The organism is Chitinivibrionia bacterium, assembly GCA_009779925.1.
Taxonomy (GTDB): Bacteria; Fibrobacterota; Chitinivibrionia; order Chitinivibrionales; family Chitinivibrionaceae; genus WRFX01.
Map to the genome: position 1 here is coordinate 14,106 of WRAZ01000013.1, position 20,155 is coordinate 34,260.

Here is a 20,155-nt window from a genome sequence, read left to right on the forward strand (position 1 = left end):
GAGCAGGGCAAAAATAGTATTTGCGCCTGCTCTTTCACAATAGAGAGCGGGGGAATTTCCCTCACTCTCTTAAAAATCCGAATTAGTTTGCTGCCGGGGCAATCGTTGTAGCATCGAAATCCCAGTTTGCAGCGTTCATTATGATTGAACCGTGTATTTCATCCCAAAGCGTTCTTCTTGCCGGAAGCGTTCCTCTTGTCGGAACGTATGCAGGAAATTCAGGGTTATCTGCAGTTCCGCTTCCAACGTGTGCAATAACCAATTCACGACTGAAAATGATGCGTCCTACAACATCTGTAAGTCCGAGATCATAACTTCTTTGCGCCAAGTATGCAAAGTCATAATGTATTCTGTAGAATGCAAGAACTTCGTTTAACCATCTGTGAACTTGCGCTCTGCGACGGAAATGAAGCGTTTCGCCTGCCGCTACCCAGTATTGCGACCAAACAGGACGAGCGTGTTGTTGGCTGTCGAAGTATCCCGTATGAGATTCGTTCGTTTCGTTGGGACCTGTAGGTCTGTTCACAGTTCCCCACCAACGACCCAAAACTTCAAATGAGAAGTTATCTGTGCCGACGGTTAATCTTCCACTAAGTAAATATCCTGCGCCCAAACCGTCGTGTCCTGCGTTGCGCAGTCTGTCTATTGCAGGGGCGGTGTTATCTAGCGAACCGTCTTGGGACATATCTATAACTACGCGATTCCACCAATTGTTAGCGTTTTGGCTACGACTATATCCTGCAACGCTGTCGTTTGGCGTGCTGGGAACACCACGTGGGTGCTCGTATGCGCCGGGCCAAAATACTCTCATCCAAGGCGAGCCGTGCTCTCCGCCTTCAAGACGTTCTGCCGCAACTAATTGCAACTGTGTTCTTTCTGCGTCCGTAAGCGGGTTTCCTGCGGCATTTGTTCCGAGCTTCAAGCGTTCTGCCGCAACAATTGCGTTTGTGGTTCTGTCGGCAGTTCCAAGGTATTGGAAATCGTCTGTGCGCAAATTAACTGCGAAAGCGCCTGCAACAGGGTGAGTAATATCGCGTGAATTAACGTCGAGGTTGGGCCAAAGTTCTATTGAACCCGAAGCGTGCCTTAGCGTTCTTCCTGTTTCTACATTAACGCCTGCCCAGTGTCCCGATTCCATATATGGGTATCTTACCAAAATGTATGCTTCGTCTATGGTTGCGGTGAACGGATTACCGGGTATTGCTATGGGAGATTGAAGCGCATTTACTCCGTTTACTATCGGTCCGCCGACGTACCACGAAATTAAAATGTTTCCTGTTGATTGTCTCCAGTCCGTCCAAATTGCGTAAAGAGTCATATCGCCTTCCACGGGAATTGTGTCGCGAATGTTCCAGAAGTCCACTCCGCGTTCTGCGTTTGGCGCTATTGTGGGAGTAAGGCTCCATTCCGTAATAGAGAAACCCTGTTGTGTGCGATTAAAACGCGTGCCGCTGCTTACGGCAAGAACGGAAGCGTTAATCATTTGCGCCGCAGGTACTGCAGGTGCTCCTGCCCGGCTGATTACAGTCATTTGAGCGGGAGCTCGTCCTTGGAATGTTCCTGCGGGAGTATTCGCGTTGAAAGTTATGGTTGCTCTTCTATCGGCGTTTATGGGAAGCCATCTTGGACTTAATGTGTCGGCTGCTGTTATTACAAGGGTGTCGTTTGCTCCGCCTACACGGTTGCCTGCTTGGTTAAACCAACCATCAAAACGCCAGCCGAAGTTTTCAAATGCCTCTATTTGCGCTCGTGTGGCATTGGCTCCGGGTGTGGCAGGTCCGCGCGAACCGGAAACCGGCAAAATTATTCTGCTGCCGACTTCTGCTCTGATAGTAGCGGGCGCCGCTGGCGCGCCAAGGTCGGTAGTGTTATTCCAGAACAAAATTGAAACAATTTCTCCTGTTTTTTTGTCTTCTTTTTCGTCGTCAGAACAACCGAACAAGAAGAACATCAGCATCATCGCCATTGCGATTTTCAAGGAAACCGCTAACCTTTCTTTCAAAAATTCCATTTAAGGAACCTCCTTTAAATAAAAAAACATAAAAAAAATACAAAAATTATCCGTTAAAACGTATTCCAAACCAAAAAGTTCTCCCTCTGACGGGAGCCCAAACAGAAGTCGATAAATAAAAATCACCCTCGTGATGAAAAACGGGCTCTATACTCTGCTGATAAAAATCGCCGATATTTTGACACGAAGCGCTGAAAGTCCATCTGCCTAAGGTTTTGTCAATTTGCGCGTTAAATACCGAAAACGGCTCGCTGTGCCTTTGGGGAAGCACTACGTTTGTGCCGAAGCGAACTTCTCTTAAGCGTTGGCTTCCCGTGTAATTCCAGTCCGCCGACAGTGCAAGCCCCGTTCTTCGCGGCTCCCAAAGCACTCTACTTAGCGCAGATACGCGCGGCGAATAATAGGCAAAATAAGACGATGTTTGATTGCGCGAGTCGAAATCCGTGAAATTTGTGCCTGCGTCAACGGTAAATCCGCGCGGAAGTATAAATCTTACCAAACCTTCTACGCCGCGCGTTATAGCCGTGCCGTCAAGATTTTGGTAAGACACGATTTGCCGTCCGCCCGTCGTAAATCTGGAATAATACGGCTGAATATAATCCGAAATCATTGCTTGGAATACCGTTATTTCGGTCGCCATTCCCAAATTTAGCAACCAAAATTGCGACCAACGGGCATTTAGCGCTACCGACCAAGCGGTTTCAGGACGAAGATTTGCAACGGAAGTCGAGTCCACAATATAGAGCGCGCTCGTAATAGCCGCGTGATTTTCGGAGAATAAATTAAACGTTCTGAAACCTTTTCCTGCGGTCGCCATAAAATTCCAGTGGTGGTCGGGGCTGAAATTTACTGCAAATCGCGGCGAGAATATGCTTCCGTGAACATTGTGAAAATCGTAGCGCGCGCCTGCGGAAAAATCCCAGTAATCGTTTATTAAAAAAGTGTTTTGCAAATAAACGGCGGGAATTGTATAAAGATGCGTTCCGAGCGAGCGGTTGTCTTCAAATTGGTCATAAGTAAAACTCACGCCTGCAAGCAGTTGATTTCTGTCGAAGTTAAACGTGAAATCCGAGACCCCGAAAACCATATTTTGCAACGCTTCCAAGGTTAAAAATCCATACCAACTTTCTTGGTAATGCTGAATGAAATTTACGCGGTTTTCGTTAACTATGCTTTGCGCGGGAATTATGCTCGGCGTAATTTGGGTTTTGGAGCCAACACCGTAATTTACGCGCCGTGTTCGTGCGTATTCCTGATAAATTATCGGTCGATGTCTATGGTTTCCCTGATTATCGACAAAACTGCTTTCGGGCTGAAATACGCCTATCCATCTGCGATCCGAGTTGCTTGTTCCGCCAAATCTGTCTTCAAACGAAACTTGCGCGTTTGCGTTGAGTTGGGTGTTTTGCCCAACTTCTTGAGTGAGCCGCATAGAAATTGCCACGCGGTCAAATTCAGGCGAATTATCCATAAGCGTTCCGAGTTTGTCTATGGCTATGCCGTCCGTGTTTATGCGCGGGGCGGAGGTGTAATTCAGCGCAACTTCTACGCCCGTTTTTGTTTCGTCGATAAATTTAGAGAAAAATGCGTCGTAATACTGTTCGTTAAAATTTGAGTACATTGCTCGGAAATACGTTTGCGTTTCACGCGGAATTGGTCTTTGGATAATATCGACCACCCCTGCGATTGCGCTGTTTCCGTGTCTGACGCTTGACGCTCCGCGCATTACCAATATATTTTCGATATTTACGAGCGGGATTTGCTCTATTCCGTAAATATTTCCCAAACCCGAAAAAACAGGCAAACCGTTAATAAGAATTTGCGAATATCCGCTTCCCAATCCCAAAAGTCGAATGTGCGCGGTTTTGCAGACGGAGCAATCGATTTTCTTTTGGACGCCCGGCATTGTACCGAGTAAATCCAAGAGGTTTGTGTTCATAGACCTTTCGATTTGCGCGCGCGTAATAGTATCGACTATTGCAACTCTGTCGCTTGGTTGCGTGAGTTGAGCGTGGGCTTCTTGCACAAGCATTACTCCCATATCAAGCGTTTCGACGGGCGCGGTTTCCGCCGTCTCTTGGTCTTGCGCAAACAAAGCTACTGCAGACAAAACAGATATTACTATTATTTTTTTGCCGTTTTTCATGTTTCGCCGTTTACTATCTTTTGATAGTTATAAGGTCCATTGAATTAGTTCCGCCAAATCTGCTTATAAAGCGAGTAAGTTGAGCGGTATTGTTTGAGCCGTCTATTCTTATATTATTGCCGTCAGCTGTAAGCGCGCCAACTTCTATTCCGCCAAACCAATGCGCAAATCTCGGCGATAATTTGAAATCCCAGACTTCATCAGCCTGAACCGGTAGGCGAAACATAGTATCGTCCAAATCGTTTTCGCCAAAAGCAACGCGAGTGCGGAGCACAAAATTACGTTCGACCGCGCCGTTGTTTACTTTACCTGCAAAATAAAACGTAAATCCTTCGCCGAGAGTTTCGGAGAAAGGAGGGGTTGCTATTCCAACAATGTTTTGCCCTGTTCCGCTTAAACTATTTACATTATGCGCAGTCTTATGAATGTGGCTGAATACTCCCGGAAGCGGCATTGAAAATCCGACGTATTGTTCTTTCAATAAATCAATGGCGAAATGCTTGCCGTCGCCGATTAGCGCGGCAGGTCTTCCGCCCGTATCGTGGCGCGGTTGTCTTTGCGCGCTTCTCGGCGCCCAATCTTCTTCCCAGTGAATACCTATATCGCCGAATGATACGTGCGCCGTATCTATTGTCCAAGTAGCGCCGCCTGCGCTAAAACTTACCGTTCCCGCCCCCAAATCGACATCGGGCACAAAACTGAAATGAATGGTCGCGTACTCAACGGTTGGGGTGTCGGTAGAGGCGCAGCCAAGCAATAAAAGCATCGCAAACAGTGGCACAAATAACTTTTTCATAAATATAACTCCTTTAAAATAAGTTCAAAAAGCATTTTTGGGTTTCTTTTCGGGAATAAATTAAGTTTTATTAAACGTTTAAGTCAAGGAATTTCAAAAACACTGAATGAGCATTTTCTTTTACGGCGTTTTGTTAAATGCACAATTTGAGGATGAACAAAAAAATAGTTGATTTTTTGAGTGTTTTGTGTGGCGCAAAATGTATTTTCCTGTCAAAAGGAAGCAAAAATAATGAAAATACGAATAAACAGATACCTCGCCGAATGCGGGGTCGGCTCTCGAAGACAGTGCGACGAAGTTATTTTGTCGGGCAAGGTTTTAATTAACGGTGAGGTTGCGCAAATCGGCGCACAGGTCGATAAGGATACTGACGAAATTCTGCTTGATGGAAAAAAGATTTTGTCTGATTTGCAGAAAAGATATTACGCCTATCATAAAACCAAAGGCGCCATTGTAAGCAGAAGCGACGAAAACGGGCGGGCGACTATTTACGACGCGCTGAAAAAACTGAATGTCGAAAATTATGAGGCGCTGAAATACGTCGGTCGGCTCGATTTTAATTCCGAAGGACTGCTTCTTTTAACAAACGACGGAGATTTGGCGTTTACGCTAACTCACCCGAAATTTCAGGTTAAAAAAGTGTATTTTGTAAAAATCGGCAGGGAATTGGGCATTGCGGAAATGAAGAAAATTGTTGAAACAGGCGTTGTGTCGGAGGGTGAAAATCTGAAAGCGGCGGCAGTAAGATTTAAGTTTCGCGACGGCGACAAATTTTGCTATGAAATGGATTTGTGCGAGGGGAAAAATCGGCAGGTACGCCGAATTTTTGAAGCGCTCGGAGAAAAGGTAATTCAACTGAAACGCCTGTCTTTTGCAAGCGTTAAACTCGGAGATTTGCCTTACGGAAAGATTAGAGAGTTGTCGCAGGCAGAAGTTGAGGCGCTAAAAAACAAGTTTCAATAAAAAATACGAAAAAATTCTTAAAAAATCGCTATTTTGCTTTGGCATATAGTATTTTTCCTCCTCAAAAGTATAAAAAAAGTGTTGGAGAAAAAATGTCGAGTGTTAAAGGTAAAGCGGGACTTCCGTTGCCGTTCATAACAAAACACCTTATTCCGTGTCTTTTGGAAGATTTAAGCAGAGCTAAATTGCTTCGTTCGATGTGGCGCCGTTATTTCAAAAAATACGACCCGAACAAAGACGTTCCGATAAGCCAAATTTCGCTGAGGGTAAATGAAGCGTGTAATTTGCGTTGCGCAAGTTGCGGACAATGGGGTGAAAACGGACACCTTCGCGAAAAAGTAAAAGCAGGACATAAATTAGACCAACTCGACTTTGAGGTCGTCAAAAAACTTATAGCCGACACAAAACACGACTGCCCGACCTACTACATTTGGGGGGGAGAGCCGACTTTGTGGAAGCCGCTTGTGCCGCTTTTTCAAGAACTCGGAAAAAATAAACTTTACGGCTCTATTGTCAGCAACGCACAGGCGCTCGAGCCGATTTTGGAAGAATTGATAGACACTGGCGCACTTATGATACTCTTTTTGTCGCTCGACGGCTGGGACAGCGCATCGCAAAACAAAATGCGCGCTCCTGCAGGCGGCGAGGGTGTCGGCTCGGACAACTTCGAGAAAATTATGGGCGTTATAAATAAAGTCGATGAAATCAAAAAACGCAAAAAACTGAAATATCCTATGGTGGTGCCGATTACGGTTGTTTCAAATTTGAACTACGAACATTTGGCGGATATTCACCGTTTGGTTATGGATAAAACCCAGCTTCACCCTTATTATTACGGTTGGTATATTACCGAGGAACGCGCGAAAGAATACGAAACTGTCTATAAAAAATGTTTCGGCGAAGTTCCGACTGCGCACCGCGGCTATCTGAAATCTTGCTTTAATGACGTTGATGCGGAAATAACATCAAAGCAAATAAAAGAAGTTATGAAAATATCCAAAGGGCGTGAGAGCGTTCCGCAGATATTGCCCGATATTTACGAAAAAGAAGACATCGAACGATACTATAACGACCATACTTGGACTTGCGGCTACGACAAATGTCAAAGCATATATCACGTTGTAGAAGTGTCGCCCGACGGTCGTGTTACACCTTGCCGCGATTATCAGGATTATACCGTGGGCAATATAAACGAACAGCCGTTTTACGAAATTTGGAACGGCGAAAAATATAAGGAATTCCGCAGACAACTTGCCAAAGGGCTTATGCCTGTTTGTAGTCGTTGTTGCGGTTTGCAAGGTTTTTAAAAGAAAATAAAACACTAAAAATAAAAAAAGACCCAAAGCGGTCAGAAGAGGAGATGGTATGAGTGACGGAAAAGCGGTTTCAAAAAAAGAGGAACTGACTTCTGCACAAGAAGAGCAGATGGCGGAAATTAAAAAACTCGATTCGCAGGCGATTAAGAAAGAAGCAGAAAAAAAAGAAGAAGGTTCGGCGTCAAGCGACGAGAAAAAATCCAAATCAGGAAAAGCGCCTAAAGCTCAACTTCGGGAGATGGCGGAAAACAAAACCGTTGTTTCGGGAACAGTTACGGGAGTAAGCAGAGGCGGTTTGAAAGTTAAAGTTCTCGGACACGACGCATTTTGCCCTATTTCGCAACTTGATACGAAAAAATTGAAGCCTGAAGATTTGAACTCATACCTTAAAGAAAATTATGAATTTGTTATAACAGGAATTGAGAAAGGTACAAATGTTATCCTTTCAAGAATTCCGCTTGTTGCAGGCGATGTTGAAGGAAGAGTTGCCGAAATAGAAGCAATCGTAAAAGGCGGCGGCACAATCAGCGGCACAGTTTCCGGCATTCTTATGGATAAAAGCAAAAAAGAAGAGACCGGCGCTTTTGTTGATTTGGATGGAGTAGAAGGTTTGGTGCATATTTCAGAACTTTCTTGGACGCGTGCCGCAAATGTCAGAGATGTTGTTGAAGTCGGTAAAGACTACACTTTCAAAGTGATTTCCGTTGAGCGCAAAGACCCGCTTACCGCTACAAAAGTAAAACTTTCTCTCAAACAGGTGGGCAACGACCCGTGGAAAGACCTCGGCAGTCAATTAAAAGTCGGACAAAAAATCAGCGGCATTGTGTCGCGCACGGGTAATAACGGTGCATTTGTTTGTTTGAAAGAGGGAATTGAAGCGCTTATCAGAACGGAAGATTTGAGCTGGGAAAAATTCAAGAAAATCTCGGACATCGTTAAAAAAGGTGATGAAGTTAATGCGAAAATTATAAATATCGACCTTGAAAAACGCCGAGTAGATTTGTCGCTCAAAGACGAAAACAGCGACCCTTGGACTAATATTACGAGCAAATATCAAGACGGAATGACCGTAAAAGGCACCGTTGCCGATGAAAAAGAGTACGGCTATTTTATAGATATTGAAGCAGGAATTACAGGACTTTTGAATAAGGCGCGCATTGCGGGCGAAAAAGGCAAAAAGGACAAACTTTGGAAAAAAGGCGAAGAGGTTGAAGTCGTAGTTCAGTATATTGATACCGAAGAAAGAAAAATAGTGCTTTCTTTTGGCGAGGTAGAGCTTGCGCCTATGCAGAAAATTTCCGACCAGCCGAAAAAGAAAAGGGAAAGAACGGACAAATCGTCTTCAAAAGGCGGTGGCGCACCTTTAACTTACGATACAGCAAAAACAGGCGGCGAAGACGGAGCGAGCGAGTTTGCAAATTTGTTGCAAAATGCAATCGACAAAAAGAAGAAGAAAAAATAATCTTTATAAAAAAAGGCGTTGAAGAAATTCAGCGCCTTTTTTGTTTTCTAGGGCAAATCAAAAAACTTATGCTTTGATTGCGTCTGCAGGGCAAGAATCTACGCACACACCGCAATCAGTGCAATCATCCGCGTTAATTACGTATGTTGAACCTGATTCTACGATTGCGTTTGTCGGGCATTCGGGAACGCAAGCGCCGCACGCCAAGCAATCTTCTGTGATTTTGTAAGCCATAAAGATACCTCTTTCAATTAAAAGTAATAACAATTTTACTCAGTGCCAATAAAATAAGATATTCCACATCCGTTTGTCAAGAAAAATTGTCGAATTGGCAATATTTTCCCTATTTGTTAAGAAAAAAATTTGCATTTTCAGCAAAATATGGATGGTAATTGCGTTTTTGGCGGCTAAAAACAGTGTTGGCACGCATTTTGCATAGATAAATGTGATGAAATGTATGGAACAAAACTTTAACGAAGGGATTCATTATGAACGGCGTTATCAACAATATGCAGACAGTCGGGTCAGAGTACTCCGATTATTTGAAAAGTCTGCGCAAAGACGTGTCGGAGCAGGAAGCGAAAACACAAAATTCGCCTAAAGCGAAAGACAGAGTAGAAGTTAATACAGGTAAAACTGCCGCAGCACCACTTGACATTTTTGACAAGAATTATGCGGACAGCGTAGTATCAATGCTTCTCGGCAAAATTATGCAGGAGCCGGGTTTAGCATTGGAAGCACAGGGCGGTTTGCAACCAAGCAGAATGTCTGCCCTATTAGAATCGTAAATTAGTGTCTCCTTTTAAATCCCATCCCTAAAAAAAACCGAACTTAAAAAAGTTCGGTTTTTTTTGTTATTGCAGAATAAAAAATAAGGGCAAAAGATTTTTTGCCCCTACATTTTGTGTGTTTTTTCAAAATAAATTTTATTTACATCGCGCCTGATTTCAGGACGTCAATCATAGAAAAGCAAGTGCCTTCGCCTTTTGGTTTCAGGTTTTTCGCCAAAAAGATTATCGCGTCAACTGTTCCGTCGGCGTAAATGCTTCTGCCGCAGACGTTGTGGCGGAATTCAAACGCGACGGTTTTGTCTTCGCTTTCCAAACGATAGGTATGGAACGCGTGTCCGCCGAGATATTTTTCAGGTACGCCGAATTCCATTTGCTCGCGCTCGTCGCGGACTTGTTGTATGTCGTCGTATGTAATCGGTTTAATTCCCGTTTTGTTGAAAGTATCAACGATTGCTTTGGCGGTTCCAGAAGTATCCGCTTTGGTTTTTTGGTGGCTTTCCTTACACGACAATGTGTAATTTTTGTATAAATCGGGAAAGTTTTTCTGCATTTGTTCAAGCATAAACTGAAGCGCGACTATCTGCTTTGCCATATTCGGCGCGATTACACAGGAAAGTTTGGCGTTTTTGATGTCGTCGAAAAGTTTTACTCTGTCGCCACCCGTTGTTCCCATAACAAAAGGTAAATTGTGCGCGATGTAAAACTCGGCGTTTGAATTTACCGCTGTCGGGTGCGTGTAATCGACTGTGATAAATTCGCCGAACTCGCTTTTTATTTTTTCAATAGCGCTTTCTTTTTCGTCGGGTTTCAGTAATTTTATCTTGCTTTTGCCGATTTCTATCTCTTTTTCGCTTATCTGCGCGCCTGTCAGCGAGTAGGGGATAAGTTCAAGCCCTCGCGCTATAACGGCTTGCGCCACTTCTTTTGCCACATTTCCCGGCAAGCCGTTTATCATAACTTTTATTGACACATTATCTCCATTCTGCGGGCAACGGCTCGGGTCTGATTACCTGCGCTGTATTGTTTGGTGATGTTTCTCTTTGGTATTCAATCAAATCCAAACGCGTTCTTTTGATAATATGCGGTGTCACAAAAATAACGAGGTCTCGTCTTCTTACGTCGCTTTCCGTGCTTCTGAAAAGACGACCTAAAATCGGAATATCCATCAAAAGCGGTATTCCTCTTGCGGTTTGCTGGTTATCGTCGTCTGTAAGACCTGCGATAACGATTGTTTCGCCATCACGAACAACTACGTTTGTCTGTGCGCTCTGCTCGGTGATAACTGGTCCGTCCGCTGACATACTGTATGACCTTTTGATTGGGTTGAGCGCCATTTTTATGTCGCCTTGTCCTGTAATGGTCGGTGTGACAATCAATTCCGTACCTGCGTTAAGCATTTCAACTATGTCGTTTCCTGAGATGTCAAGACGGGTTACGGGGATTTGACTACCCATAAAAATTCTCGCCTCTCTGTTTTCCAAGGTCGTTATTTGCGGCTCTGCAACAACTTCGCTGTTTTCTCTTGTAAACAAATATTCCATCGTTATGTTGAAATCGACTTCGTTAAGTATTCCGAATGTCGCACTCTGAAGAGCGCCCGCAATAGGCGTCATATGATGAATATCGCCCGAAACTGTGTTTCCGCCGACACCGAAGAAACTCCATTGAACACCCATATTATTACGTACTCTCGAAGAAATTTCGACGATTTTTGCGGAAATTGAAATCTGCATCATTTCTCTGTCCATTTCGTCAATAAAATCCATAACGGTATTGACATTCCGAGAGAGTTCGTGAACGACCAAAGAATTGGTGTGAGTAATCGCCGAAACGCGACCTCTTTGCGAAAGGACTGCGCGAACGGCTCTTTCCATTTCGTCGGCGGTGGTGTTGCGCAGGCGTATCGTTAATACTTCCAAGGTTTCTATCGCCTCTAAGTTGCGGCGCACTGTTTCTTCGCGAATTAGTTGTTCGTTTGCGTCGGTAGCGGTTGCTACAAAAATATGGTTGTCCGATACGATGTATGCCCAACCGTTTATCTGACACAATATAGCAAGAACTTCCTGCCACGTTCTGTTGCGAAGCGAGAGGCGTATTCTTTCGTTAGCGATAGTGTTATCGACCACAATGTCAACTCCGCTTACAGTCGAAAGTTGCGTCGCGATTGAACTGAGTGTGGCATTATTCCACTCCCATCTTTCAAATACTCTGTCATTTGTTCCGCTTGGCAATCGCTGTGTAGCGAACAAACACATCGGAATCAGCAATAATCCCGCCAAGATGATTTTGTTTACAAAATTCCTTTTCATATATACCACCTTTAATTAACGTTCAATTCTTTTATAACCGTGTATGAGAAATTCGCTTCCCGCAAAAGGAAAATAGCTTTTCCGTCTTCTATTCTCAACAATTTACCACTTACCACAGGGTCGCCTATTTTCATAGAGAACGCGGTAATCTCGCTTCCTATTCTTTCTTCAAAAAGCGCCAATCCGCCTGATGCGTCATACAAAATTCCCACAAGGGTCATATTGTTCAAGTGGGGGAGACCTTCGCGCAAAAAGTGCGACCTGTCAAGCGGTAAGAACGGGTCTCTGCCTCTTCGACTGTATGTGTGTACCGTTCTTGGTGCGGAAGGAGGCGTTTGCCCTTCTTGGACTTGCGTTGCCGTTTCGGCAACAATCGCTGTATCTATAACCAATGGACGCGGAGTAAGCACTGTTGCGTCTTGCACCGGAACTATTACATCGCCTACGACAACTTCGTCTGTTGCTCCGCGCGTCGGAGTGGGGGCGGTAGCGGCAATTCCTTGTTGCGCCGCAAAAACAGCGCCGTTTGCCACTACGCTTTCGTGTATCCAAGCCGTGGTTCCGTTTTCGAGCTCGACGGCGTACCAGTCTTGCTCTTTACGCGTTGCCGAAATTTCGTCGCCACGTCGTTTTCTTGCGACAACCTGAGCGGTTGTTGAAGGTCTTGCTCTCAGATTTACAGTGTTTCCGGAAACAGCAAGGCGAATTCTCTGTCTTTCGGCAGTTTCGGCTATTTGAGCAATTCCTGCGGCGCTCGGTAAAAGGAACAATATTCCGTTTTCGTTTTGTCTGCTTTGCATATCGCTTGCATTCGCTCTGAAATTCTGAAGCAAAATTTGGACTTCACCGTCTTCTACTCTGCTTGCCATTGCAGACATAGGAAAACTGTTGTCGAGGTTTCTTAATCCCGTCAAATTTGTTTGCCTCGTGAAATTAGGCGATTTTATTCTTATAAGCAAATTTCCGTCTTTACTCTCATACGAAATCTCCATATCGGCGGCTCTTGTCTCGACATTTATGATATGCCCGAGTTGCCCCGATACCAATCCGATATACGAAACCGTGTTCGCCCAAACCGCGACGCCGCAAAGCAATATTGCAGAAATAATTATTTTCATTGTTGCGCCCCCTGTAAAGATGTGTATGTAGTCATTCTGAAATTGACCAAAACGCTTCGTATCATTTCGTCGCTTGTTTTGTTGCCCCGATAATTATCGAATGCTTGCAAATCGTTCATAAGCACCGAACTCGCTCTTAAACTTACTCGGTCTATATTTACAATCATATCGAAATTTGCTACCTGTGCGAAAAAATTTCCTATTCTGTGGAACGAACCCAAAAGCGACATTTCATAAAGGTTTTCGGTGAAATATTCCCGCGAAATTCTTTCAAGTGGTCTGAAATTCATAACCGCTATATTCTGACTTCTCGCAACTCTCGATATACTCGTTATAAGTCCTGCAACATCGGGTTCTGTCGGGAAAAGCGCTTCAAGCGAGTCCATTTCCTGCTGTAATTGGGCAACCTCAATCCGCATTCTGTCTAACTGTGGTCTTAACTCCAAAATTCTGTCCAATTCTTGAGTAAGTTGTGCAGAACGAGCGTTAAGATTTCTTAAATTTTCCATTCTCGGCATAATTTTAAAATAGACAAGAAGCCCTGCGCCAATTATGCCGACGGCGAGTATCGCGGCTATAATCTGCGTTTTTCTGTCGCTGAAATCAATATTTATATTTGTTGCCATATTTTGCCTCGCCCTCTATTTATTTTCATTTTGGTTTGTGTTTACGAGAGTATGCCGAAGCGTGAAACTTTTCAGTTGTCCGTCTCTGCCCGCGTCTCTCATTTCTACCAAATCAACGCCGCCTACGTTTGGCGCCGCATACAGTCTGTTCATAAACTGTCCTACTTCCGAAACCGCTTCGGTCATTCCCGAAATCGTCATTCTGCCATCTGCTTCTTCTGCACTCGTTATCCACGTTGTTGAGGGGAGAACTTTTGCGTATAATTCAAGCACGTCCACCCATTTGGCGCGATTTACGTCTATCGATTTAAGCGCGTTTACTTTTACCTGTATCTCTTGCTGAATTCCCGTCAGCGTTCTTATTTCGTCCTGTATTCTTCTGTTTACTTCGATTTGCCTTCTTGTGTTTGCGATATTTGTTTCCACCCGCTTGATTTGTCCGTCCAAAATTAACATACAAATAAGCGCGCCCAAATTCAGCACAATGGCAATTATGGCGGGAATAAGATACTTCAAATTTATTTTGAGGTGTCTGTCTCGGACGGCTCGCGTTGCCGGAATTAAGTTAATTTCAATTCTATCTATCATATTCTACCTACCCCTCGCAATGCCAAGCCGGTTGCTATGGACAGAAGCGCCGCAAAATTCGACGGGTCTGCATTGTTAAACAATTCTTCGTCATACTTCAAAAACGCGAACGGATTTGAGAGGCGCACCTGAATTTCCAAGCGGTTTGAAAGAAAGTCAATCAGTCCCGGAATATAAACACCGCCGCCGCAAACCACAATTTTTTCCACTTTTTCGTAGCCTGCTTCTTTGCTGTAATACGAATACGCCATATCAAAACTTCCCACAAATTCCTCAAACGCAAATTGCAGGGACGCTTGAACATCGTCGAGCGAAACACCTTGAACTTGTTGCCCGGTAAGTATTGACAACGCGCGCTGATAATCTATTTTGAGCTGTTTTTGCAGAGTTTTGGCAATGTAGTCGCCGCCTATGTTTATGTTTCTTGCCGAATGATAAATTCCGTCCTTAATAAACAACATTCTGCTTCCTTGGTGTCCTATATCCATAAGTACGAGCGTTTCGGGGAACTCTTCCACTTCGCTCTCTAAGGCGTAGCAGTTGTTGAACGCGTAAGAAGAAACATCGACAATCGTAGGGCGAAGTCCTGCTTCGTAGAGCGCGTCGATACACCATTTCATATTTTTTTCTTTGGCGGCAACGAGCAAAACCGTTACGTCGCCTTTTTCTTCTTCCATTTCTATGTTTTCTTCTTGCGTTAGGCTTTTCGGCAATATCTTGTATTGAATTGTTACGTCTCCGCCGTCAAAAGGACTTCTTTGGCTTGCTTCAAAAAGTATTGTCTCGGCTACGTCGTCGGAGCCTTCTATGTTTAATTTGATTTTATCGCTCAGAATACTCGAAGTCCCCATAGAAATTATCACATCGACTATTTCGGGGTCGCATCTGTTAATAAGCTCGCTTATTGTTGAAATAAAGATTTCTTTCTCTTTTATTTCGCCGTTCGAGACGATACCGTCAGGCAAATCTTGCACACCAACGGCGACAAGACGGTAAAAATCGTCTTCTTTTTTTATTTCAACCAACTTTATGGACTTGCTTCCAATATCAAGTCCTACGCTGTAATTCTTTCTTTTTCTTTTAGCGAACAATCCCATATTTAACTCTCAATCAAAAAGGTTCATCGTTCAGATTTAAATTATACGCAAAATCTGTGCCAAATGAAGTCAAAACTCCCGAAAGAGTTTTTTTATTTATTTCATCTCGTTTCCGGAAACCAATTTACGGTATCGGGACTAAACAAAAATATCTCCCTAACCTGAAAATCCGTTGTATTGCCGAAAGTTCCGCGCGACTCTATGCGTATTCTTATACTGTCTGCCGTAATTTTATTTTTTATAACATTTACCGAAAAACTCCTGCCTTCTTCGGTTTGCCCGGAAAACTGCAAAAAATTCCCGATAGAATCAAGTATTATTGCGCCTGTTTCAAAGTCCATCGCTTTTTCGGCTATTTTTTCGTAAAACCTTTCTATTCCCAAATCGGAACTTTGACGCGCCCGCAAATCGAAATCTCTTGCGTCGCTTGCACTTTGTCTTACCACGGTAATTGTTATCGCAACTACGACTGCGACCGTAATAAATACCATAAGTAATTGAATTTTGAAGGATAATTTTACCATAATTTGTTTTCTTCCTTTTTCTTATCTGAATTGAATTTTTTCACGTTGTTTTTCGTAAATAAATTTAACAATCCGCTCAATATCACTTTCTAACGGATTAAAAAATATCAATCTGTGCTTATAATATACGTTTTGCTTACTCTCGTGTGAGGAAATTGCGATGATTTTTCCCTTCATTGCAAATTTTTGTTGATTTAAAGTAAATTCCAAAAAGACAATATCCTGAGGGGAAAGCGAAGCAGGGGCGTTAAAAGCAAGTCCGCCTCCGCTTATGTCTATCAGAGCGGCATCCTGCAAGATTTCGCCGATACCGGGTTTTGCTTTTTCGTCCGCTCTCTTTATTATTTTACAGTGAATAAGTATATCTACAGGAAGTCGGGCATATTGGCGCGCTTGCTGTCTCTCGAGCGTGGTTGTGTGATAAAACGAGAGTGTGTTATGGTTAATGCTTGTCGAGCGAATAGTAAGCGGGATAGTATAAATTGCGTCTTGTTTGCGTGTGATTTTGGCGACCAACGTACTTTCGCTTCTGTCTTTTCTGTAATTATCAAGCAAAGAAAGGTCAACTTCAAAATATAATTCGTTGTTGCTCAGAAGCCTTGTTTGTCCGACAAAAACATCGTTGTATGGTTTGTAAAGCAAAATTTCCTGCCCGAATTCAATGTTTCTTGTTGATTCGAGCGCTTTTTCTTCAATGTAGGTAAAGCCCAGTCTTTTACGGATGAAGGAAATTTCATCGGCAATGGCGAGTGCTTTCGGAGTGTCGTCTCTGTAATGCCTTATGACCTTGTTTATTTCGACATCAACGGCATTTTCAAAAATCATCAACGAACTGAAAACGTCGGCAAGCATATCGGGAGCTACGGCTTTAGTCATATTTCTTAAAAGCGTTTGTTCTGAGGCGGAAAGTCCTGCATTTCTTGCCCTTTGTTCAAATTGACTGCCGACAAAATCGCTGATGGTCTTCTTTTTCTCCTTTTGTTGGACTATGCTTGCTATGATTAACGCCGAAAGCGCGGCGGCAACGGCAATTAAAACGCCGATAATTATTTCTTCGGACGGTCCGTGCCATTCAAATCTTTGTGCCACGGAATGATTATTCGGTCGTGTTTGAGCGACCGCAAAAGAAAGTATTGCAAAAACAATAGCAGTAAATTTAGGCAAGAAGTTGTTCTGCATATCGCCGTTCCTCCCGCCTTTTCATAAGTATAAATCTTGTAAATTGTTCTTTCTCGAACGTTTTCGGCAAGACAAAGATACGAGTTGCGATTGCTGTTAAAATCGCCAAAAACAATGTGGATACCCACCCGCTCGTAAATAAAATATCTACAATATTCATATTTTCCGCCTTGTCAAAAGTCATTACTCTTACTGAAATATCGGACGTTTCATATAAAAAGATAATAGCAATTCCGTAAAATTGCTCGTTTTTTATACTTTTACAACTGCTTGAATTTTTCGCTCGACGAATACAGTGTTCCGATTCTCACACAAATTTGGTTGTTTTCGACGGTTACTTCGCCTTTCGCAAGCAATTTTCCGCCGACAAAAACGTCCACAGCCTCACCCGACAATCGGTTAAGACGAACTAATTTTCCTTTTTTAAGTTTAAGCAATTGCCTGACGCTCATATTGGTTTGTCCGAGTTGTACGGATATTCCAAGCGGTACGTCAAGTAGCATATTCATAGAATTAGCAGCCATAAAAACTCCTTTGTCAGTGTAAATTTACCACGGTAAAGTCGATTGCTCCATAAGGGTAGCAAATGTCGCTCCCAATAAAACAATTACCATAGTAATAAATATCGCCAATATAATAATCGGAAGAATTACAAAAAACATAAACACTTTTAACGCAGAAACGTTATGAACCGCCGAAATTCCGAAAATAAAAGCGCGAATGTTGAAAATCGCCGCCAAAAAAACGCCGATTACGGGCACTACCAAAAGAACGCTTGTAGCATTGGAATAAGCGATTACTTTAAGCGTCTGTTTGAAGTTGCTTCTTTTCGGAACAAAGAAAAATATCGCCAAATGCACAAAAAATGCCGACACATACAAATTCATAACGATAAGCGCAGGCATAAAAATCAACAAACTGATTTTGGCAGCCCACGCTATTTCCTGCATTGAAGCGGTCGGCGCGCTTACCACCATAAACGCAAAAAATGCAAGCGAACCAATAATCATTGCAAAAATCAGCGCGTCTTTTACGGAATTACCTTTTGGCATTTCGGCGCTGAAATACTCATACGGATTTTTGATTATCGCCCAAATTATGGAAATGTATTTTTCAAGCATACAAAACTCTCCTTACTTTGTCGCCCAGAATATTCCGTAAGCCATAAGTCCGCGTTGCAACACAAAAAATTGGTGAAACATAGCGTCGGTAGGGTAGTCGTTCAGTTCGATTATTTTGTCTAATATATGCAATGGGAAAAACAAAATTCCCGAAATAATCACCATTATCCACGCAGACGGCATAACGATTTTGCTTACGTCGACGTAATCCGCCGCCGCAAAACCGGCGGCGGAAGCAAAACCTTTCCAAGCGTCTAACGTCTCCATATTGTTGAGTTTCCAGCCGTCCATCCAGCGGTGCATTACTCTTTTGTCGTTGCCTTGCATTGAGTCCACTTCTTTGCCCGCAAATCCGTCCGCCATTCCGAAACGTCCGCCTTTTTTGAGAACGCGGTAAACGCCCTTAATAAACTCGCTCTTAGGGTCGGCATAGCAAATACTTTCGAGCCCCATTACGACCGTGAAAGTTTCGTCGGGAAACGTCAAATTCATATAATCCATAACTTTAAAATCGCACAAATCCGCAACGCCAGCCGCCGCCGCGCGCTTTTTCGCCGTTTCGATTTGTTCGGGAACAATGCTCACGCCGACTACTTTACAGCCGAATGTTTTTGCAAGCCACACCGCGTTTCCGCCAACTCCGCAACCCGCGTCCAAAACGTAGTCGTCTTTTGTTATTCCGCCGACTTTTTCTATAAGCTTTTCGTTCATTCGTCTTGCGGCGGCGCGCTGAGTTTTTACGCCTTTTTCCCAATATCCGTAGTGCATATCGGGACCCCACATTGCATAAGCTTTGTCGTTTCCGCGATAATATTTCACAATGTCGTCGTTAGTCCAAGTTCCTTTTTTCTTCCATCCCATTTTGTTCTCCATTGGTAAGTTTTTTTAGTAAAATACTATATTTACAAGAACATAGTGAGCGCAATGCTGAAAAAATATATTATTTTATGGACTTTTGGAATGGTCGAGAGGAAATTTATGAGAAAAATTATATTTATGATAATGTTTTGCGCGAGTTTTTTGTTTGCTTCGCCGATTGCGACAAACGTTATGCGCGAACTTAGGTTTGTGTATCAAACGCAAAAAGCCGATATGTTTATCGAGGCGTATCTCAGAGAGCGGCGATTAAGCGACGAACAAGTTCGCAGAATTCGCGAAAGAATGGACTTTTTCTTCAATTCAAACATATTCTTAGAAACAGGCGCGGCGTATTTGGCGCATTTTTTCTCCGAAAGAGAACTTATGGAAATATACGATAATTTGCGTTTTGGCACCGACCCAAGCGCGGCAATGCGGCGAATGGACAGATTGTTCAGGAGGTTAGACCCGTTTTTGTTCGATTTTTTGCGGCAGAATGTTTTTACAAATCCTCAATCTTAAATTCGCTGTATCCTTCGTAGTAATAACTGACGTCAATGCCTTTCATATACGTTTCGCGTTCGTCCGCTTTGTCTGTTAAAGCGTTTTTTAAAAGGTGTTTTATCTCAATGTCTTTTATAGGACTGCGTTTCATTGCCGAGAGGTAGTCTTCTTTGTCAATGCTGTTCCAATCGACAACTTTTTTTAACTCGTTTTTTAAAATTAAATCCAGCCAAATTCGCGCCGAGCGACCGTTGCCCTCGCGAAACGGGTGAGCGATATTCATTTCCACATATTTTTCGGTGATTTCGTCAAATGTTTTTTGCGGCATAGTATCGATATGTTTCAGCGATTGTTCCAAATACATAATCGGAACAAAGCGAAAATTGCCTTTGGAGATATTTACATCGCGAATTTTACCTGCAAAATCGTAAATTTCGCCGAACAAAAACTCGTGTATTCGGCAAAGTCCTGCAAAAGTCCCGACTTCGACTTTATTGATTTCGCCGCTGTCAAAAAACAGTTTAGCCTTTTGCTTGCTGATTTTTTCCTCGGCTCTGTTCAGTTCAACTTGGTTTTCAATACCTAATTTGTTTTTCAGTATCATTTTTTCTCCGCTTCTTTTGCTAATTTTATAGAAAATATTATTTGCCGCGGTTAAAAATTATAAAAAAACTACCAAATCACCACTCCGCTCCAAAATAAATAGTGTTCTACATAGACAACTGTACAGTCGCCCCCTTTTTATT

At 43.2% G+C, this 20,155-nt stretch carries 22 protein-coding genes; 5 read left to right on the top strand and 17 right to left on the bottom strand.

From position 1 onward, the window contains the following. Positions 1-82: 82 nt before the first annotated feature. Genes FWE23_05585 through FWE23_05595 form a run of 3 tightly spaced genes read right to left on the bottom strand, consistent with a single transcriptional unit; the run spans position 83 to position 4,953 of the window. Entirely contained in the window at positions 83-2,011 is a 1,929-nt protein-coding gene (locus tag FWE23_05585; GenBank protein ID MCL2844906.1) for a hypothetical protein, read from the bottom strand. Between the two features lie 46 nt (positions 2,012-2,057). Beyond that, complete coding sequence (locus tag FWE23_05590; GenBank protein MCL2844907.1) at positions 2,058-4,157, bottom strand: TonB-dependent receptor; 2,100 nt, start codon at positions 4,155-4,157, stop codon at positions 2,058-2,060. 13 nt (positions 4,158-4,170) lie between these two features. Further along, entirely contained in the window at positions 4,171-4,953 is a 783-nt protein-coding gene (locus tag FWE23_05595) for a hypothetical protein (GenBank protein MCL2844908.1), read from the bottom strand. Positions 4,954-5,184: 231 nt separating this feature from the next. Between FWE23_05595 and FWE23_05600 the strand changes: the two genes are divergently transcribed. The 3 genes from FWE23_05600 (at position 5,185) to FWE23_05610 (ending at position 8,694) form a co-directional block, all read left to right on the top strand. Continuing rightward, positions 5,185-5,916, top strand: coding sequence for an rRNA pseudouridine synthase (locus FWE23_05600; protein ID MCL2844909.1), 732 nt, complete (start codon positions 5,185-5,187; stop codon positions 5,914-5,916). Positions 5,917-6,008: 92 nt separating this feature from the next. Then, the gene (locus FWE23_05605; protein ID MCL2844910.1) at positions 6,009-7,223 is read left to right on the top strand and encodes an SPASM domain-containing protein; all 1,215 of its coding nucleotides are present in this window, start codon (positions 6,009-6,011) and stop codon (positions 7,221-7,223) included. A gap of 58 nt (positions 7,224-7,281) precedes the next feature. Next, positions 7,282-8,694, top strand: a complete 1,413-nt coding sequence (locus FWE23_05610) for a S1 RNA-binding domain-containing protein (protein ID MCL2844911.1) — start codon at positions 7,282-7,284, stop codon at positions 8,692-8,694. A 66-nt stretch (positions 8,695-8,760) separates the two neighbouring features. Here FWE23_05610 and FWE23_05615 read toward each other — a convergent pair whose 3' ends face one another. Continuing rightward, positions 8,761-8,928 carry a 4Fe-4S binding protein gene (locus FWE23_05615; protein MCL2844912.1) on the bottom strand — a complete coding sequence of 56 codons (168 nt, stop codon included), beginning with the start codon at positions 8,926-8,928 and terminating at the stop codon, positions 8,761-8,763. 254 nt (positions 8,929-9,182) lie between these two features. Between FWE23_05615 and FWE23_05620 the strand changes: the two genes are divergently transcribed. Next, a complete protein-coding gene (locus FWE23_05620; GenBank protein MCL2844913.1) occupies positions 9,183-9,482 on the top strand; it encodes a hypothetical protein in 300 nt (99 codons plus the stop codon). A gap of 142 nt (positions 9,483-9,624) precedes the next feature. On the opposite strand, the gene dapB is transcribed toward FWE23_05620, so the two are convergent. The 12 genes from dapB to FWE23_05680 form a co-directional block, all read right to left on the bottom strand. Continuing rightward, complete coding sequence (gene dapB, locus FWE23_05625) at positions 9,625-10,455, bottom strand: dihydrodipicolinate reductase (protein ID MCL2844914.1); 831 nt, start codon at positions 10,453-10,455, stop codon at positions 9,625-9,627. Position 10,456: 1 nt separating this feature from the next. Then, positions 10,457-11,794, bottom strand: coding sequence for a DUF4974 domain-containing protein (locus tag FWE23_05630; protein ID MCL2844915.1), 1,338 nt, complete (start codon positions 11,792-11,794; stop codon positions 10,457-10,459). 11 nt (positions 11,795-11,805) lie between these two features. Then, positions 11,806-12,912: an SH3 domain-containing protein gene (locus FWE23_05635; GenBank protein MCL2844916.1), complete on the bottom strand. Its 1,107-nt coding sequence runs from the start codon at positions 12,910-12,912 to the stop codon at positions 11,806-11,808. Further along, positions 12,909-13,538, bottom strand: coding sequence for a type 4a pilus biogenesis protein PilO (locus FWE23_05640; GenBank protein ID MCL2844917.1), 630 nt, complete (start codon positions 13,536-13,538; stop codon positions 12,909-12,911). Before FWE23_05640 ends, FWE23_05635 begins: the two co-directional genes overlap by 4 nt. A gap of 15 nt (positions 13,539-13,553) precedes the next feature. After that, positions 13,554-14,126, bottom strand: a complete 573-nt coding sequence (locus FWE23_05645; GenBank protein ID MCL2844918.1) for a PilN domain-containing protein — start codon at positions 14,124-14,126, stop codon at positions 13,554-13,556. Next, positions 14,123-15,223, bottom strand: coding sequence for a pilus assembly protein PilM (locus FWE23_05650; GenBank protein MCL2844919.1), 1,101 nt, complete (start codon positions 15,221-15,223; stop codon positions 14,123-14,125). The genes FWE23_05645 and FWE23_05650 overlap by 4 nt, the downstream gene beginning before the upstream one ends. Positions 15,224-15,324: 101 nt before the next feature. Further along, a complete protein-coding gene (locus tag FWE23_05655; GenBank protein MCL2844920.1) occupies positions 15,325-15,747 on the bottom strand; it encodes a hypothetical protein in 423 nt (140 codons plus the stop codon). Positions 15,748-15,768: 21 nt separating this feature from the next. Then, positions 15,769-16,926, bottom strand: coding sequence for a PilZ domain-containing protein (locus tag FWE23_05660; GenBank protein MCL2844921.1), 1,158 nt, complete (start codon positions 16,924-16,926; stop codon positions 15,769-15,771). After that, the gene (locus FWE23_05665) at positions 16,904-17,086 is read right to left on the bottom strand and encodes a hypothetical protein (protein ID MCL2844922.1); all 183 of its coding nucleotides are present in this window, start codon (positions 17,084-17,086) and stop codon (positions 16,904-16,906) included. Before FWE23_05665 ends, FWE23_05660 begins: the two co-directional genes overlap by 23 nt. 100 nt (positions 17,087-17,186) lie before the next feature. Then, complete coding sequence (locus tag FWE23_05670) at positions 17,187-17,450, bottom strand: FliM/FliN family flagellar motor switch protein (GenBank protein MCL2844923.1); 264 nt, start codon at positions 17,448-17,450, stop codon at positions 17,187-17,189. Between the two features lie 24 nt (positions 17,451-17,474). Continuing rightward, positions 17,475-18,047, bottom strand: coding sequence for a YIP1 family protein (locus FWE23_05675; GenBank protein MCL2844924.1), 573 nt, complete (start codon positions 18,045-18,047; stop codon positions 17,475-17,477). A gap of 12 nt (positions 18,048-18,059) precedes the next feature. Further along, positions 18,060-18,908, bottom strand: coding sequence for a methyltransferase domain-containing protein (locus tag FWE23_05680; GenBank protein MCL2844925.1), 849 nt, complete (start codon positions 18,906-18,908; stop codon positions 18,060-18,062). A gap of 117 nt (positions 18,909-19,025) precedes the next feature. Here FWE23_05680 and FWE23_05685 point away from each other — a divergent pair, with 117 nt between their 5' ends. Next, complete coding sequence (locus FWE23_05685; protein ID MCL2844926.1) at positions 19,026-19,427, top strand: hypothetical protein; 402 nt, start codon at positions 19,026-19,028, stop codon at positions 19,425-19,427. Here FWE23_05685 and FWE23_05690 read toward each other — a convergent pair. After that, on the bottom strand, positions 19,408-20,013 hold the full coding sequence (locus tag FWE23_05690) for a Fic family protein (GenBank protein ID MCL2844927.1): 606 nt from the start codon (positions 20,011-20,013) through the stop codon (positions 19,408-19,410). The two genes, FWE23_05685 and FWE23_05690, sit on opposite strands and share 20 nt — an antisense overlap. Positions 20,014-20,155: the final 142 nt, after the last annotated feature.

Coding starts and splice junctions, on each gene's coding strand:
- FWE23_05640 (MCL2844917.1), bottom strand. CDS start 13,538: ATGGCAACAAATATAAATATTGATTTCAGCGACAGAAAAACGCAGATT.
- FWE23_05600 (MCL2844909.1), top strand. CDS start 5,185: ATGAAAATACGAATAAACAGATACCTCGCCGAATGCGGGGTCGGCTCT.
- FWE23_05685 (MCL2844926.1), top strand. CDS start 19,026: ATGAGAAAAATTATATTTATGATAATGTTTTGCGCGAGTTTTTTGTTT.
- FWE23_05595 (MCL2844908.1), bottom strand. CDS start 4,953: ATGAAAAAGTTATTTGTGCCACTGTTTGCGATGCTTTTATTGCTTGGC.
- FWE23_05655 (MCL2844920.1), bottom strand. CDS start 15,747: ATGGTAAAATTATCCTTCAAAATTCAATTACTTATGGTATTTATTACG.
- FWE23_05630 (MCL2844915.1), bottom strand. CDS start 11,794: ATGAAAAGGAATTTTGTAAACAAAATCATCTTGGCGGGATTATTGCTG.
- FWE23_05675 (MCL2844924.1), bottom strand. CDS start 18,047: ATGCTTGAAAAATACATTTCCATAATTTGGGCGATAATCAAAAATCCG.
- FWE23_05635 (MCL2844916.1), bottom strand. CDS start 12,912: ATGAAAATAATTATTTCTGCAATATTGCTTTGCGGCGTCGCGGTTTGG.
- FWE23_05650 (MCL2844919.1), bottom strand. CDS start 15,223: ATGGGATTGTTCGCTAAAAGAAAAAGAAAGAATTACAGCGTAGGACTT.
- FWE23_05585 (MCL2844906.1), bottom strand. CDS start 2,011: ATGGAATTTTTGAAAGAAAGGTTAGCGGTTTCCTTGAAAATCGCAATG.
- FWE23_05660 (MCL2844921.1), bottom strand. CDS start 16,926: ATGCAGAACAACTTCTTGCCTAAATTTACTGCTATTGTTTTTGCAATA.
- FWE23_05615 (MCL2844912.1), bottom strand. CDS start 8,928: ATGGCTTACAAAATCACAGAAGATTGCTTGGCGTGCGGCGCTTGCGTT.
- FWE23_05665 (MCL2844922.1), bottom strand. CDS start 17,086: ATGAATATTGTAGATATTTTATTTACGAGCGGGTGGGTATCCACATTG.
- FWE23_05620 (MCL2844913.1), top strand. CDS start 9,183: ATGAACGGCGTTATCAACAATATGCAGACAGTCGGGTCAGAGTACTCC.
- FWE23_05645 (MCL2844918.1), bottom strand. CDS start 14,126: ATGATAGATAGAATTGAAATTAACTTAATTCCGGCAACGCGAGCCGTC.
- FWE23_05690 (MCL2844927.1), bottom strand. CDS start 20,013: ATGATACTGAAAAACAAATTAGGTATTGAAAACCAAGTTGAACTGAAC.
- FWE23_05605 (MCL2844910.1), top strand. CDS start 6,009: ATGTCGAGTGTTAAAGGTAAAGCGGGACTTCCGTTGCCGTTCATAACA.
- FWE23_05680 (MCL2844925.1), bottom strand. CDS start 18,908: ATGGGATGGAAGAAAAAAGGAACTTGGACTAACGACGACATTGTGAAA.
- FWE23_05670 (MCL2844923.1), bottom strand. CDS start 17,450: ATGGCTGCTAATTCTATGAATATGCTACTTGACGTACCGCTTGGAATA.
- FWE23_05590 (MCL2844907.1), bottom strand. CDS start 4,157: ATGAAAAACGGCAAAAAAATAATAGTAATATCTGTTTTGTCTGCAGTA.
- FWE23_05610 (MCL2844911.1), top strand. CDS start 7,282: ATGAGTGACGGAAAAGCGGTTTCAAAAAAAGAGGAACTGACTTCTGCA.